Origin of the sequence: Mesorhizobium sp. C277A (genome assembly GCF_040324395.1) — a bacterium.
Classification (GTDB): Bacteria; Pseudomonadota; Alphaproteobacteria; order Rhizobiales; family Rhizobiaceae; genus Mesorhizobium.
Window position 1 is genome coordinate 127,659 of record NZ_JAMYVW010000004.1, and the last position, 14,354, is coordinate 142,012.

The following is a 14,354-nucleotide window of genomic DNA, read 5'->3' on the forward strand; positions in this document are numbered from 1 at the left end:
AATAGGCGATCGCCAACACCAATCCCAACTGGAAGCAATTAAAATGAGAATTATTCAATATGGCGTAGGAGCAATGGGCGGGTTGATGCTTCGCCTGCTCGCGAGACGCAGCGACGTAACCATCGTCGGCGTGGTTGACAACGATCGAAACAAAATCGGCCGTGATCTTGGTGACCTGCTTCAGGAACCGGCTCTCACCGGCATCCAGGTGTCGCCTCCGGAGACGACAAATCAAATGAAGGCCGATATTGCTCTGCACGCCACGACCGCTTTCGCAGCCGAGGCATATCCTGTTATCAAATCGTTGATCGCAAGAGGCATTAACGTTGTCACTATAACGCAAGAGCTGTTCTTCCCTCTTGGTTCCAATGTCGGCATAGCAGAGGAGATCGATCGTCAGGCGAAGACGGCAGGTGCACGCGTTACCGCTGTAGGTATCAATCCCGGATTCATACTCGACCTTCTCCCAATCTCGGCGTCCTTGCCTTGCTGGGAGGTGAACCGAGTAGATGGGCGGCGCATCGTAGACTTTTCTCCCTACGGGCCAGACGAGATGAAGCACATTGGGGCAGGATTGACCGAATCCGAATTCGCTTTGGGAGCCAAAGAGGGCGCAATTGGCCATATCGGGCTATTAGAAACGGCTGGCATGGTCGCAGTTTCAATGGGTCTTGAGGTTGACGAGCTCCAGCAAACCAAATCGGCGATAGTTACTTTGCGCCACCGCCGTACGTCATATATCGAAATCGAGCCGGGTCGGGTTTGCGGCTTCCGCCAATCGGTGGTTGGCCTCTCCAAGGGCCATGAAAGGCTCCGTTTTGTAATGGTCGGCATACTGGATCCCGACGATCGAGATGAACCCTTGGGAGATAGCGTCCGCATTACCGGTAGCCCCTCGGTGGACTTGGTAGTCAAAGAGCAGATCTCTCAGCGTGGTGGACTTGGTACAGCTGCCGTTGCCGTCAACACGATACCGAGATTGCTCGATGCTGCGCCAGGGTTTTACACCTCGCAACAGTTGCGCACACCTTCGATCTGGCCGAAGTCGGAAAATCATGCAGCCACCATTCAAACGAACACGATCGTTCTCAGAAATACTGGCGAACCGGTTTATTGAACCCATTGGGGAACGGCCTTGAGGAAATAGGACCGGGATGCCGTGGATATCTCCGCTGCAGTCGCGATACCCTAGAGGGAGGAGACTAGTTTTGTTAGCTGATAAAGTAGTGAGCGACATTTGCACGGCAGTCGATAGTGACTTCGAAAAGCAAGTTCAATTTACACAAGCTTTGGTGGGCATACCCTCGCTGCGAGGGCAGGAAGCCACGGCTCAAGATCTCATGGCTGACGCGATGCGAGGGCGAGGACTCGATGTCGATAGATGGAGGCTAGATGTCGATGAACTAAAGGATCTCCAGGGGTTTAGTCCGGTCGCCACCTCTTATGATCAGGCGTTCAACGTAGTCGGCACATATCGCCCGACGAAAGAACAAGGGCGCTCGCTCGTTTTTAACGGCCACGTTGACGTGGTCCCTACAGGTTCCGCTGATAGATGGCGTTTTGGTCCATTCCAGCCCAAGATCGACGGAAAATGGTTGTATGGTCGCGGATCGGGGGACATGAAATCGGGGCTGGCGGCAACCCTTTTTGCCTTCGACGCCGTCAGGAAAAGTGGATACTCGCCGCAAGGGCGAATTCACTTTCAGTCGGTCGTTGAGGAAGAAAGCACAGGGAACGGCACACTCGCCTGCCTCCAACGGGGGTATCGCGCCGATGCAGCATTTATACCGGAGCCAAGTGGAGAATTGTTCACCCGCGGCGAGGTCGGGCTGATATGGGCGCGCATCTTCGTTAAAGGGGATCCAGAGCACGCTTCCGGGTTTATTGGAGTAGGGACAAACGCCATCGAGAAGGCAATGGCGCTGTGGCCGCATATCAAAGCACTCGAGGCCAAGTGGAACGACCGGAAGAGCGAAGTTCCCCTATACTGTGACCACCCTTTCCCGGTTCGCGTCAATATCGGAGAGATTCACGGTGGGGAGTGGACATCTAGCGTACCCGCGAGTGCAGCGCTGAATGTGCGGGTTGGGCTGATGCCCGGCTTCACTCAGGAGGAGGCCCGCCGCGAATTAGAAGACGCTGTTAGAAACGCGAGCCGGGATGATCCATACCTGTCGAACAACCCGCCTGTGATCGAATACTTTGGACACATGTCGGCTGGCTATTTCGTAAAACATGCTGAAGTCCCGGAAGACATCCTCCGACGAGCCCACGCGAAAATCACCGGCACGAAGATGCGTGAGGTTGTGACATCTGCATCTTCAGATACTCGGTACTTCAACCTCTACCAAGATACGTGGGGCGTAAATTACGGGCCGACGGTGGAAAAGGCACATGGTTTTGATGAGCGCGTCGACTTAGAGTCGGTCAAGCGTGTGACAAAAACCATGGCCTTGTTCTTGGCAGAATGGTGCGGCCTGTCAAACGACGGACCTTAAGCGTCAGTAGAAGATGAGGGCTTGGGAACCTGCGTCATCTGATCCCCCCATAATTACTACCTGCGCACAGAGGCCGCCAGAATCACCTGCAGCTCATTTCGTCGTATGTGGACGCCCCCGTTGGCAAAAGCTTTTGACGTGATCAGGGATCTTGTTCGCGGATTTCCATCAGGGGCAGTGGAACGACCGCTCCGCAAAACAGGCCGAACGTATCAAATCGATCAGAACTCGAGCGGTGAAAGGCAACGTCTCGGCGCCCTTGTGGCGGCACGCCCCGGTGCTCAGGATCACGACCAAACTCTCAAACCAGATCCGCGGCCACGACCTGCGCTCCCCAATCGGGAGAAGACGGCAATGATGGCTATACCTCGCCGCGGCGACCGGTACTTGCGAGCGCAGCTCTGCGAAGTGGGGACAGTCATCCCGACCCGAAACTCGGCCGACAGGACGGACTGCGGGCATTGGGTCTCGAACTCAGGAGGGAGAGGTAAGCTGCCGGTGACGATACACGAGATGCTAAAAACCGCGAGTTCTTCGATCGGGCCGCCGTAGCCACAGCGTGACAGCTTCCGGATAGCGTTCAGCCTCTGAGCACGCGCTGAGACGTCATGCGAGAGGCGGGCATTCCGTTTGGGTGCACTGCTGGCTCAGCAGACTGCGGCGTCAACATTTGAAAGCGTTTTCACCCGATACCGGATGGGTAAAGCCGAGATTACTCAGCTTTTCGAGACTTGCTTGGACGAGCCGTCGACCAAGGTCGTGTCCCATCAGGTGGTGTAGCTCGGCGGTAGCGAAGCCGCTCACGAGCGCGCCGTTAGTAGCGCTGTAGCGAGCGAGCGGCGTGTGGGTGGTCATCGGCGCTTTCCGGTAGGGTTTGGTTGTTGACGCCAATCCATTTCGGAAGGACCACCGATGACCGACGACATGATGAACCTGCGCACGCTCGTGGAGAAGACCCCGGATGCCGATCTGCTGCGGGAGATGATCGGCTTTGCCGCCGAGCGACTGATGGAAATGGAGGTGGGCGCGGCCACCGGCGCCAGCTATGGCGAGAAGAAGCCGCTGCGGCTCGCCCAGCGCAATGGCTAGCGCGACCGGGACTGGGAGACGCGGGCCGGCACGGTCGAGCTGCGCATCCCGAAGCTCAGGAAGGGAAGCTACTTCCCAGGTTTCCTCGAACCGCGCCGCATGGCCGAGAAGGCGCTAGATGTTTGATCCCAGGCTTTGATGGCGCATACTTTTCGTCCGAATCAAAGGATGCGCTATGGGCCAGGTTCTTCATGGGAGCGCCACGACGACAGAGACGATCCGTCGAGCGATACAGCATAGTCAAGAGGGTCTGAGGGCGCTGGCGAAGCGCTACGGCATCAATCAGAAGACGGTTAGGAAGTGGAGGAACCGGACGTCGGCCGCCGATCTTCCGACTGGCCCCAGAGATCCGAAGTCGACAGTGCTATCGACTGAGGAAGAGGCGGTCATCGTCGCCTTTCGGCGTTATACGCTGCTGCCACTGGACGATTGCCTCTATGCTCTCTAACCGACGATCCCGCATCTGTCGCGGTCATCCTTGCATCGCTGCCTGCAGCGTCACGGGATAGGCAGGTTGCCGGATGTCGAGGGCGACAAGCCGGCAAGGAAGAAGTTCAAGGCCTATCCAATCGGCTACTTCCATATCGACGTCGCCGAGGTCCGAACCGAGCAGGGCAAGCTGCATATGTTCGTGGCCATAGATCGGACCTCGAAGTTCGCTTTCGTCGAGCTGCACGAGAAGGCAACGACAGCGGTCTCCGCCGATTTCCTGCGCCATCTTCTTGATGCTGTCCCTTACAAGATCCACACAGTGCTTACCGACAACGGCATTCAGTTCACGACCCCAGGTGCCGGCGGCTCGGCCGTTCCGCTGATCAAGGAAGCCATGGCGGCGGGAGAAATCATATGGGCGCACGCCTTCGAACATACTTGCGCCAAGGCCGATATCGACCACCGAACGACAAAGCCAAGGCACCCATGGACCAACGGCCAGGTCGAACGCATGAACCGCACGATCAAGGATGCGACCGTCAAACGCTTCTACTACGAGAGCCATGACCAACTGCGCCAGCATCTCGCCGATTTCGTCTTAGCCTATAATTTCGGCCGTCGACTGAAGACCCTCAAGGGCCTCACGCCCTTTGAATACATCTGCAAAATCTGGACAAAAGAGCCCGAACGATTCAGGCTCGATCCAACCCATCAAACCTTGGGACTAAACATCTAACCGCCATCCAGGAAGCTTATGTGCAAGGCATCTCGACCCGGTCGGTTGACGACCTGGTCAAGGCCATGGGTATGAGCGGCATATCCAAGAGCCAGGTCTCGCGGCTGTGCGAGGAGATCGACGGGAAGGTGAAGGCCTTCCTCGATCGGCCGATCGAGGGCGATTGGCCATACCTGTGGATCGACGCCACTTACCTGAAGGTCCGCCGCGGTGGGCGGATCGTCTCGGTCGCCGTTATCATCGCCGTCGGCGTCAACGCGGACTGCCGGCGCGAGGTACTGGGCATGGAGATTGGCACCTCGGAGGCCGAGCCGATCTGGACAGAGTTCCTGCGCAAGCTGACACGTCGCGGCCTGCGCGGCGTCAAGCTCGTCGTCTCCGATGCTCACTAAGGCCTCAAGGCGGCCGTCACCAAGGTGCTGTGCGCGACATGGCAGAGGTGCCGCGTCCACTTCATGAGGAACGTGCTGGCCCATGCCGGCAAGAGCGGCCGCAGGGTCGTCTCAGCCTTCATCGCCACCGCTTTCGCCCAGGAAACGCCCGAGGCCGCGTCCGTACAATGGCGCGCCGTCGCCGACCAGATCCGGCCGAAGGTGCCAAAGCTGGCGACAATCATGGACGACGCCGAGCCCGACGTGCTGGCCTACATGACCTTCCCCAAGGAACATCGCGCCAAGCTCCACTCGACGAATCCGATCGAACGTCTCAACGGCGAGATCAAGCGGCGCACCGAGGTCGTCGGAATCTTCCCGAACGACGATGCGGTCGTGCGCCTCGTCGGCGCAATCCTGCTCGAACAGAACGATGAATGGGCAGTGCAGCGGGCCAGATATATGACTCTGGAAACGATCAGCCAGATGAGCGATGATCCCCTGATCAGCCTGCCAGCCGTGGCGCGCTGATCAGCCCGGCCCATGCCGGAGAGCACGGCGACTAATGCCGCCAGCTACACCACGCCGCGGGACACGATCGCATCATGCAAAGTAATCATTTCGCACGTTGCGCAGGGAACCCCTGTCCAGTATTTTCACCGCTGCCCTGCTGGCAGATATGTTGAAGACGACAAGAGGTCCTAAATGCCTAAGATCGGAAGCAAGCTCCGGGAGCTGAGGCGCAGGCGCGATCTGGGCCTTCGAGAACTCGCCATTCGATCCGGAATATCCCATTCTACAATTTCCTTGCTGGAACGGGATAAAATGAGCCCCTCGATTGACACCCTTGGAGCTGTGCTGGATGCCCTCGGAACGACGCTTACGGGTTTTTTTTCTGACCTTCAGTCGAGTCTACCCTACACCCCTTTTTATGCGGCCGCCGATCTTGTGGAGATAGGAAGGGTTGAGACGATCTCTTACCGGGTGATCGGGCTGAATCACCCGAACCGGCAACTGCTCATGCTTCAGGAGAGATATGCCGTAGGAGCAGACTCTGGCAGAGAGTTCGCCCATGCAGCCCAGGAGGCCGGAATGGTCATCTCCGGCGCAGTCGAGGTCACCGTAGGGGATCAAAAAAAGGTTTTGCGGCCAGGCGACGGTTATTATTTTGACAGCCGTTTGCCGCACAGGTTCCGCAACGTGTATGACCGCGAGAGCGAGATACTGAGCGCGATCGCGCCGCCTACATACTGAGAGGCCGATCCCTGGCGCTTGCAACTCTGATGAACTTTGAAAGGCGGAAGTCTTAGAGACCGTTTTGAAAATCGGCTCGCTATGGGTTCTGTCTGAGGCTGGTGCGGCGCGACAATGAAGCTGCGAGCGCGTACTCCTCCCCGTGGAATGCTCCCGACCGACATTGTCGTTGCCTCGTCACCTCATCACAATATTCCCCACGACTGGGTCCGGATCAATTCGTCATCGGCTCGATCGCCGGGCGAACTGCATCGCGCCGAATATTATCCCGTGCGCCTTTTCCTTTCGCAGATCTTCAAGAGGCGCTGCAGCTGATCTGGATATTGCTCCGGACGCTCAGCGTGCAGACGCTCCATGCGAGCGAGCCGGGCGCGGGGCCGGGGCTGGCGTGCGACTGCCAATGGTCAAAGCTCGGCATGCTAAAACGACGCCGGCAAGAAGATTGTCAGCCGCAAGCTGCGACACATGGCCGTCGATGCGGAACGGATGGGCGACTGTTGATGGTCAACTCACACCGCCGATATTTCCGACAGTACCGGCGCTTAGGCGTCCTGGATGATTTCCGCATCGATGGCCATTGGTCAAGCATCTGTTCGCCGATGGCGCCTATGACAGGCAGAAGCTCATAGACAAAGCCACCTATCTCGACTTCCGGGTCGAGATCATCCGTGGGTCCGACGGCAAGAAGGGTTTCCAGATGCTGCCCCGCCGCTGGGTCGTCGAGCGGACCTTCGGCTGCATGACACGATGGCGCCGCCTCGTGCGCGACTAGGAGCAGCAGCGCATCGACGCTCTCGCAATGAATTCTTGTCGCGATTGGCGGCAATCTCATCCGCCGAAACGCTCATCCGTGAATTCAAAACAGAAGCTTACAGGCCAGCCAAAAGTAAAGCATGCTCAGCGTCCTTTTGATTTATATGACGGGCGCGCCGCAGGTTTTGAGGCAATTCACGCCAATCCTCAACGCTTTGCCGATAGCCGAGCCAAAAAGCAGGCAGTCGAGGCGGGGTTTTGGTGAGTTTATTAACCGCGCAGGTTGAGGTACTTGCTTGGGTAGCCCCCGATGTTAGCCTTCGTGAAGAGAATAAACGAGGAATGCGATGGCTAAGAGGCAGGTTCTAACGGGTGGTATTGCTCAGGAGTCTCACAGTTTCAACCCTATTGTCACACGTCGCGAACGCTTCACGATTGTTGAAGGGCAAGGTGCTATCGAGCATAATCGCGGAGCAAATTCCGCGTTCGGCGGGGTTATCGACTCCGCTTATGAAGCCGGCTTGGACCTGATTGTCCCAACCCTTTTCCGGGCGCAATCTGGGGGACCCGTGGACGACTTAGTCTTCGCGGAGGTGAGCGAAATCATGGTCGCAGCGGCGAAGCGTGGCGACTTCGACGCTATCGTACTTCCTCTGCACGGCGGTATGCTTACCGAGACCCTGTCGGACCCAGAGGGTCTATTGGTTGAGCGACTCCGTGCCATCGTCGGCAATGAAGTCCCGATCACTGCGGCATTCGACCTCCATGCTCACGTGAAAGAAAGCACACTAGAGCCCCTTGATTTCCTTTCAGGTTATTTGACAAACCCGCACGAGGATCAGTCCGCCACCGCAAAGCGGGCTTTCCGCGCGGCGATGGGAATTCTTGACGGGACGTTCGATCCGGTTCTGGCTGCCACTTTCCTACCGATGCTGACGTTGGGGAACGACACCACGCTCTCTGGCCCACTCGTCGACATACATGCCTATGCCCACAATGCAGTGGAGCGGGGCCTAGCTTGGGATGTATCCATCTTTAACTCCCAGCAATTTTTAGACGTCCCCTCGATTGGGCAGACCGTATTGGCCTATGGAAACGGCGAAATTGATGAGGCACGAAAGGTCGCGAATGAGGTCATGAAAATGATCTGGGACTACCGGGACGACCTGATCACAAAGTACCCGACCCTCGAGGAGCAGCTGAAGGACATCGAACAATCGGATCGGCCGATTATTATAGGTGATCAGGGGGACCGGGTGGCTGCAGGCAGCCCAGGCGATAGCACTTACATTCTTAATTACCTTTTGGAAAACAAGATCAACGTCGACACGTACTTTCCGATCTACGATCCCGACGCCGTGGCAACATGTGATCGTGCCGGCGTCGGAGGCGAGATCTGCCTAAATTTCGGGGGAAAATACTCCAGCGCAAGCCCGAGCGTGACCGCCAAAGGCAAGGTTGTCAGTCTGGGCGCGAATGTGCCGGTCCTATACGATGGTCCGTCGGACCGCGGCACGAAAACGTACATCGAAAAATACGCGGTCTTTAAGATCGGGAACATCAGCGTACTACTCACAAACCAGCCGTACTCCTATATGGACCCCGACTATTTCAAAGCCGTGGGTCTCGATCCTGAAAAAGCGACAATCATTGTCTCTCGCTCTGGCTATCACTTTCAGCTGAATTTCGCCAAAATTGGCCACGTGGTTACGGTAGATACGCCAGGCATGAGCTCGTACTACCTTGACCAGTTGCCTTGGCAGCACGCGCGGCCATTCTATCCTCTCGACAAGATCGAGTATGAGCCACGCCAGTATACTCGCCGTCGTCTAGCGGGTGGATGTCGAAGTATTCCCGGTTAGAGCTGGAGACGGCCGCTTTCTATTGGACCGGGGATCACGGCGGCCGACCACCTTAGAACCTGATCAGCTGGTCACTATATTGAAGGCGTACTCGCTCGGCAATCGTCTAACCGCTGTTGTTGGACGAGTTCACATCCACCATCGCACAAAACAAGGAGGTTTCATGACGTCGCGTCTCGAAGCGCTGAAAGGCAGATTCACCCAGATTAAGCAGCCCTCTCGGGACGCCATCTCAGACACAGCCCCCGTCGAGAAAAGCGTAAAGCAGATTATTGCAAACGTTCGCAAGCGTGGGGACGCTGCGGTTCGTGAATACTCGCTTGCCTTCGACAAGGCTGACCTGACCAACTTCGAAATCACCGAGGAGGAGAAGCAGAAAGCTATCGCCGATCTCGATCCCCAGACCCGGGAAGACACCGAATTTGCCATCGCTAACGTTCGTTGCTTCGCTGAGGCCCAGTTGAAGACAATTCTTCCCCTCGAAATCGAAAGCTTGCCGGGACTTCATCTTGGCCACCGCGTCATTCCTATTGAAATCGTTGGCTGCTATGTACCTGGCGGTCGCTATCCACTTCTGTCGGCTCCGGTGATGACCATCGTGCCGGCCAAGGTCGCTGGCTGCGACCAGGTAATCGCCTGCCTTCCACCGAACGCCCATCCGGCCATGATCGCGGGCTGCCACCTTGCCGGTGCAGATCGCATTTTCCGCGTTGGCGGAGCCCAGGCGATTGCGGCAATGGCATACGGCACCGAGACGATTCCGGCAGTCGACAAGATCGTTGGCCCGGGGAACGCATTCGTAAACGAGGCAAAGCGCCAGGTTTTTGGTCAGGTCGGGATCGACCAGCTGGCCGGCCCGAGCGAGATCTTCATCGTCGCCGACGAAACCGGCAATGCAGCAACAATCGCATCCGATCTGTTGGCGCAGGCCGAGCATGACGTCCGCACCCGAGTTGGGCTCGTGACGACTGACCGCAAGCTTGCTGAAGACGTTCTGAAGGAAGTCGAAAGACAACTTGAAGGCCTGCCAACGGCTCCAGTAGCAGGCGCTGCATGGAAGGATTACGGCGAAATCACCACCGTGGAAGACGAAGACACGATGATTGCCTATTCGGACTACATCGCGACGGAGCATCTGCAGGTCCACACCCGCGATCCGCAAGCAACCGCCAAGAAGCTTCGTAACTACGGCTCGCTCTTCATCGGTGAACTCGCAAGCGTCGTCTATTCAGACAAATGCTGTGGTACGAACCACACCCTGCCGACGATGGCCGCAGCTCGCTACACCGGTGGTCTTTGGGTCGGCTCCTACGTTAAGATCGCCACCCACCAATGGCTGGACGAGCGAGGCGTCGCCGCAGTGGCTCCGGCTGCCGTGCGTCAGAGCGCGACCGAAAAACTGGAGGGCCATCGCCGTGCTGCTGCGCTGCGGCTTAGCCCAAAGCAACTGGCCTCAATTGGTTAAGTCATGACAGCGTCGGTTTTGTACATCAGGCTTATGATAACCACAGAGGCAGTGATCATTACTGCCTGTCTCAAGAGAGGCATGGAATTGCGCGCGGAACTTTTCAAAAAAACCATACGAGATGCCCCAACTGGTGGGAATGCGTCCCGACCTGTTCTTGTCCCGTGCCCTTGATATTGGATGCGGACCAAGATGAGTGGGGTCCCCAGGGTGAGGGCGTCTCGGGTTCAAACCGCTTCTGCTTTCCGCCAGCGAGGAAGATTGCGTTAATCTACTTCGTGTCACCAAGTCCGGAGTCCTTTCTCGGCACCGCCCCAGTGGTCCAGTTCATGCGGTGGTACTTCGTGGGAACCTGGCATTATCTGGAACACGATTGGAGGCGTTATCGACTTCCGTTCAGAGATTTGCGGCATAGACCCGATAGCATGAACACCGCGACCGTCAGCTACAAGCGCCCTCGTTTTCCGCCGCAGATCATCGCCAATGCAGTCTGGCAGCGTCTGGTCGAAGAAATGCTGCTGGAGCGCGGGATCGTGGTGACAATCTGCGGGTGGGGCATCTCGGTGCACATTACGCTCGCCGCTTGCGCCGCAAGCAGCACAGCCGAAACCATGTCTGGCACCTGGACGAGGTCGTCACACCATCGCCGCCAGGCCGCCATACCGGCCATGAACAAGCAGAAGCTCGATCGCCTCATGAATAAGTCCACCGCCGTCCAGGCGCCCCTGCCAAAGCGCCGCCTGCCGGGTGACAGCGCCACCCTGACGTACCTCTAAGCGCCGCTCCAAGGCCGCCCCTTCGGGGGCGGTTCTCTTTGAGAGAACGACAGTGTTGAAGGCGGAAATGAGACTATAGGATCTGAGGGGCGGCGTGCTGCTACGCGGGGGCCGAGTCGAATTCGGTGGGAGTTGGATCGAGGCTTTTAAGCATCCAGCGTTGGAAATGTGCTGGTCACGACCGACGGCCAATGGTTCGCCCTTGTATGTGAGTGAGCAGCCGGAGTGGATCACACCAGCGCCAGCCGAGGCTGGCGGTTCGACGTTTCTGTCGAGCTCTACCAGGAATGTGTGGCCTGGCCGCTGGACTATGTGATGGTCGAAGTCGTGGAAGAAGAATGCCGGATGCGAATTCGCGCGGGCGTTCTTGGGTCTCCGCCGATCTAATGTCGCGCCCGGGACGATGCGGTATTACTCATCGGATTTCGCGGACTTCCTGGGTGTGCCATTCGCGCTCGATGCCGAAATCGCAGTGCATTATCTGACGCTCGGCACCTTCCACTCGGCCCGGCAAGTCTGCGCCGGCGTCACTATGCTGACGGAACGCGCTTCGATCTACGTTGCACCCGGCATGGCCAGCTACTGCTATCCTGAAGCGGTGGAAGTGGTCGGGCAAACGCAAGAGGAGGGCGCATTCCATCCCGACTATGGATTCCGCCAGCTGTTGGATGAGCCTGGCGAAGACAATCCCGACCACTTCTCCAGGCTACAATCCCCATAGCGCCAGACCGACCCGCAGCTTCGCTCAATCCGGCTTGCAATGAGGTCCGATAATCAGCCGGCTCGCTCCGTCGAGCATGCGGACCTGACAGAAGCCTTCAGATTCTCCAGGTTCTTTCTACGGGGGAAACAAGGCTGACTTTTGGAGGTCAGCTTTGGAAGGTGAGGTTCTACGCGACGATCAGTGGGAGCAGATCCAGCCATTTTGTGCCGGGCGAACGCAAGGGGCAAGCGCGGCCCTCGCACTGATGGCCGGCGCTTCTTCGATGCGCTTTTATGGATCGCTCGCTCTGGCGCACGCTGGCGTGACCTGCCGGAGCGGTTTGGCCTGTATGGAGGGCAAAGCGACGTTATTGTCGCTGGATCGGAGCGGGCGTGTTCGACCGGTTGTTGGAAGCGATCAGCAGTGATCCAGGTCTGGAATGGCTGATAATCGACACGACCGTTATCCGTGCTCAGGCCCAAGCTGCGGGGGCCCGGCGCAAAAAGAAACCATGAGGCGACGGGCGTCGTGCTACGAGGCCGGCTGCGACGGTTTCTGGCTGCATCGTTTCGTGTACGAACGCGGCATCAAAATAGGGTTCTGGACGCGGCCAGCATCCTGGTCAACCGCCGGTCACGCCGCACGGCTTCGTTACGCTCGCAGGCCATCATGCTCTGGCTCAAATTGTCACTACAGCCTACTAGCTGTAGAAAGATGTGAGGTTTCAACAGGTTGTTCATTCGGTCCCGAGCGAGGAAGCTCAAGTTGGTGAAGCTTTAGCGATTCTCGGAGGAGGACCGAATGAACATCCATAAGAATGCCCGACTGACGCCACATGGTCGAGAGCGGATTGTGCTTGAGGTGCTGCGCGGGCAGACGCCGCAGGCCGCCTCACGAGTCGCAGGCGTCTGCGCGCATACGGTGCGCAAGTGGGTTGCGCGGTACCAGGCCGGAGGTGTGGGCGGTCTTCAGGACCGCAGCTCTCGACCACCGCGTCTGTATCGTCCCACGCCGCCGCCAGCCGTCGCTCGCATCGAGGCCCTGCGCCGGGAGCGCAGGTCCGGCAAGCCTATCGTCAAGGAGGTTGGCGTCTCGCCCGCGGCGGCAAGGATGGCGTTGATCGCGTCGCCTTGGTCGTGGGTGAGCTAGTTGCGGCCGATTCTGTGTTCGCTCTTGATATGGCCGATCACCGGCTCGACCGCGGATCGTCGTCGCATTTGCGCGTTTGATGGCCGGCGTCTCGCGACGCTTCTGGCCTGCAGAAGACCCTAAACCTGTTGCTTTGCGGCGCGTTGTGGCCGCGGTAGCCGGCGTCGGCGAGGATGCGCTCGATCTCGGCGCCCCAGCGTGTGCCCGTCATAGGGGTTGCCGGGAAGGGCGATGGCAGGGCGAACTGGCCGCCCTTCGAGCGCTTCAGCGGGGTGGCGATGGAGACTTTGCCGAATTCGTAGGGGGCGTGCGCCTTCCCTTTGCCGATTCACTCGACCTCATGGGCGCGCAAGCTGTAGATGTTGCGGCCGCGCTGACGCTGCCTCTGTTCGAGAGCGGTCGAGGCCTGGTAGAGCGGCCACTTGAAGATTGTGTCCAACTCCGCATGGACGGCGATCTGGCGCTTGATGTCGCGGATGATACGCCCGAGATAGGTCTTCAGTTTGCGCGAGGCTTTTGCCGGCCCTCTTGAACTGCTTGGCGTGCGCATAGCGCTGATGCTTGATCAGCGCCGGCTTGCCGACCCGGACATAGCCCTGGCGCAGGTCCAGCCGCACTCTTTTCGTCAGCCACACCAGCCGCTCGCGCGCGCGATGGATGAGCTTGGCATCGGTCGGGAACATCACATTCTTGGGACGACCCGCCGCGTGTCCTGCGGCTTCATCGCTCCGGTCTTCACCGCCACCCCCAGGCTTTCCTGCACCAGGGCCGTATCCGCTCCTCGCGCATGCGCTGACGCCAGCGCGTCATCGACGAGCGGTCCAATGGCAGTTCATCGTTGGAAAAACTCCTCGCCGCACAGGTACTGGAAATAGGGATTCTCGATCCAGCGCTCGCACAGCGCCTCGTTCGACAGATCGAAGGTGTGCTTGGGAATCGCCAGCCTGGCCATCAGCCGCGTCGGCAAGGGCGGCATGGCCGGTCCCTCGGAATAGACCGCGCCGAAACGCTCTTCCAGCACTGACCAGTGGATGGCCTGCGTCAACCGCACCAGTTCGTGCTTCATGTTGAGAATCCGATCAAGCCGGGCGCGGAACAGATCCTGTTCTCCCCTCTCGCGCCGCTCGCGTGGTTTGCCCATCCCCGGGCTCTCCGATTCATCTTGATAAGGGAGTGAATCCCGCTTCGCCGGGCAGGAAAACCACAAACTGGAATTGCAAGGAAACGACCCGCAAATAGGCGTTTCCCGCAATCGCGAAGTCAACA

8 protein-coding genes and 8 pseudogenes are annotated in these 14,354 nt (G+C 58.3%); 14 read left to right on the forward strand and 2 right to left on the reverse strand.

Annotation, left to right across the window (positions count from 1 at the left end):
• Positions 1–43: 43 nt before the first annotated feature.
• The gene (locus NKK52_RS30230) at positions 44–1,117 is read left to right on the forward strand and encodes an NAD(P)H-dependent amine dehydrogenase family protein (protein WP_156939292.1); all 1,074 of its coding nucleotides are present in this window, start codon (positions 44–46) and stop codon (positions 1,115–1,117) included.
• A 91-nt stretch (positions 1,118–1,208) separates the two neighbouring features.
• Positions 1,209–2,498: an ArgE/DapE family deacylase gene (locus tag NKK52_RS30235; RefSeq protein ID WP_031204256.1), complete on the forward strand. Its 1,290-nt coding sequence runs from the start codon at positions 1,209–1,211 to the stop codon at positions 2,496–2,498.
• 663 nt (positions 2,499–3,161) lie between these two features.
• Here the strand turns inward: NKK52_RS30235 and NKK52_RS30240 are convergent.
• Positions 3,162–3,353: a hypothetical protein gene (locus NKK52_RS30240; RefSeq protein WP_156939291.1), complete on the reverse strand. Its 192-nt coding sequence runs from the start codon at positions 3,351–3,353 to the stop codon at positions 3,162–3,164.
• Positions 3,354–3,410: 57 nt separating this feature from the next.
• Here NKK52_RS30240 and NKK52_RS30245 point away from each other — a divergent pair.
• The 12 genes and pseudogenes from NKK52_RS30245 to NKK52_RS30300 all read left to right on the forward strand — a co-directional run.
• Positions 3,411–3,704: pseudogene (locus NKK52_RS30245) on the forward strand (transposase); the annotation flags it as partial.
• 58 nt (positions 3,705–3,762) lie between these two features.
• Positions 3,763–4,755, forward strand: a pseudogene (locus NKK52_RS30250) (IS481 family transposase).
• Positions 4,746–5,657 (forward strand): annotated as a pseudogene (locus tag NKK52_RS30255) (IS256 family transposase); the annotation flags it as partial. The pseudogenes NKK52_RS30250 and NKK52_RS30255, both read left to right, overlap by 10 nt.
• A gap of 174 nt (positions 5,658–5,831) precedes the next feature.
• Positions 5,832–6,380, forward strand: a complete 549-nt coding sequence (locus NKK52_RS30260) for a cupin domain-containing protein (protein ID WP_023682851.1) — start codon at positions 5,832–5,834, stop codon at positions 6,378–6,380.
• A 426-nt stretch (positions 6,381–6,806) separates the two neighbouring features.
• Positions 6,807–7,234, forward strand: a pseudogene (locus NKK52_RS30265) (transposase); the annotation flags it as partial.
• Positions 7,231–7,398 carry a hypothetical protein gene (locus NKK52_RS30270; protein ID WP_156939252.1) on the forward strand — a complete coding sequence of 56 codons (168 nt, stop codon included), beginning with the start codon at positions 7,231–7,233 and terminating at the stop codon, positions 7,396–7,398. The pseudogene NKK52_RS30265 and the gene NKK52_RS30270, both read left to right, overlap by 4 nt.
• 82 nt (positions 7,399–7,480) lie before the next feature.
• On the forward strand, positions 7,481–8,995 hold the full coding sequence (locus NKK52_RS30275) for a M81 family metallopeptidase (protein ID WP_023682848.1): 1,515 nt from the start codon (positions 7,481–7,483) through the stop codon (positions 8,993–8,995).
• Between the two features lie 163 nt (positions 8,996–9,158).
• Complete coding sequence (gene hisD / locus NKK52_RS30280) at positions 9,159–10,460, forward strand: histidinol dehydrogenase (RefSeq protein ID WP_352630781.1); 1,302 nt, start codon at positions 9,159–9,161, stop codon at positions 10,458–10,460.
• A 425-nt stretch (positions 10,461–10,885) separates the two neighbouring features.
• Positions 10,886–11,097: pseudogene (locus tag NKK52_RS30285) on the forward strand (IS6 family transposase); the annotation flags it as partial.
• A gap of 542 nt (positions 11,098–11,639) precedes the next feature.
• Positions 11,640–11,957: a hypothetical protein gene (locus NKK52_RS30290; RefSeq protein WP_023682845.1), complete on the forward strand. Its 318-nt coding sequence runs from the start codon at positions 11,640–11,642 to the stop codon at positions 11,955–11,957.
• A 154-nt stretch (positions 11,958–12,111) separates the two neighbouring features.
• Positions 12,112–12,445, forward strand: a pseudogene (locus tag NKK52_RS30295) (transposase); the annotation flags it as partial.
• A 295-nt stretch (positions 12,446–12,740) separates the two neighbouring features.
• Positions 12,741–13,058 (forward strand): annotated as a pseudogene (locus NKK52_RS30300) (leucine zipper domain-containing protein); the annotation flags it as partial.
• A gap of 29 nt (positions 13,059–13,087) precedes the next feature.
• Here the strand turns inward: NKK52_RS30300 and NKK52_RS30305 are convergent.
• Positions 13,088–14,229, reverse strand: a pseudogene (locus NKK52_RS30305) (IS5 family transposase); the annotation flags it as partial.
• Positions 14,230–14,354: the final 125 nt, after the last annotated feature.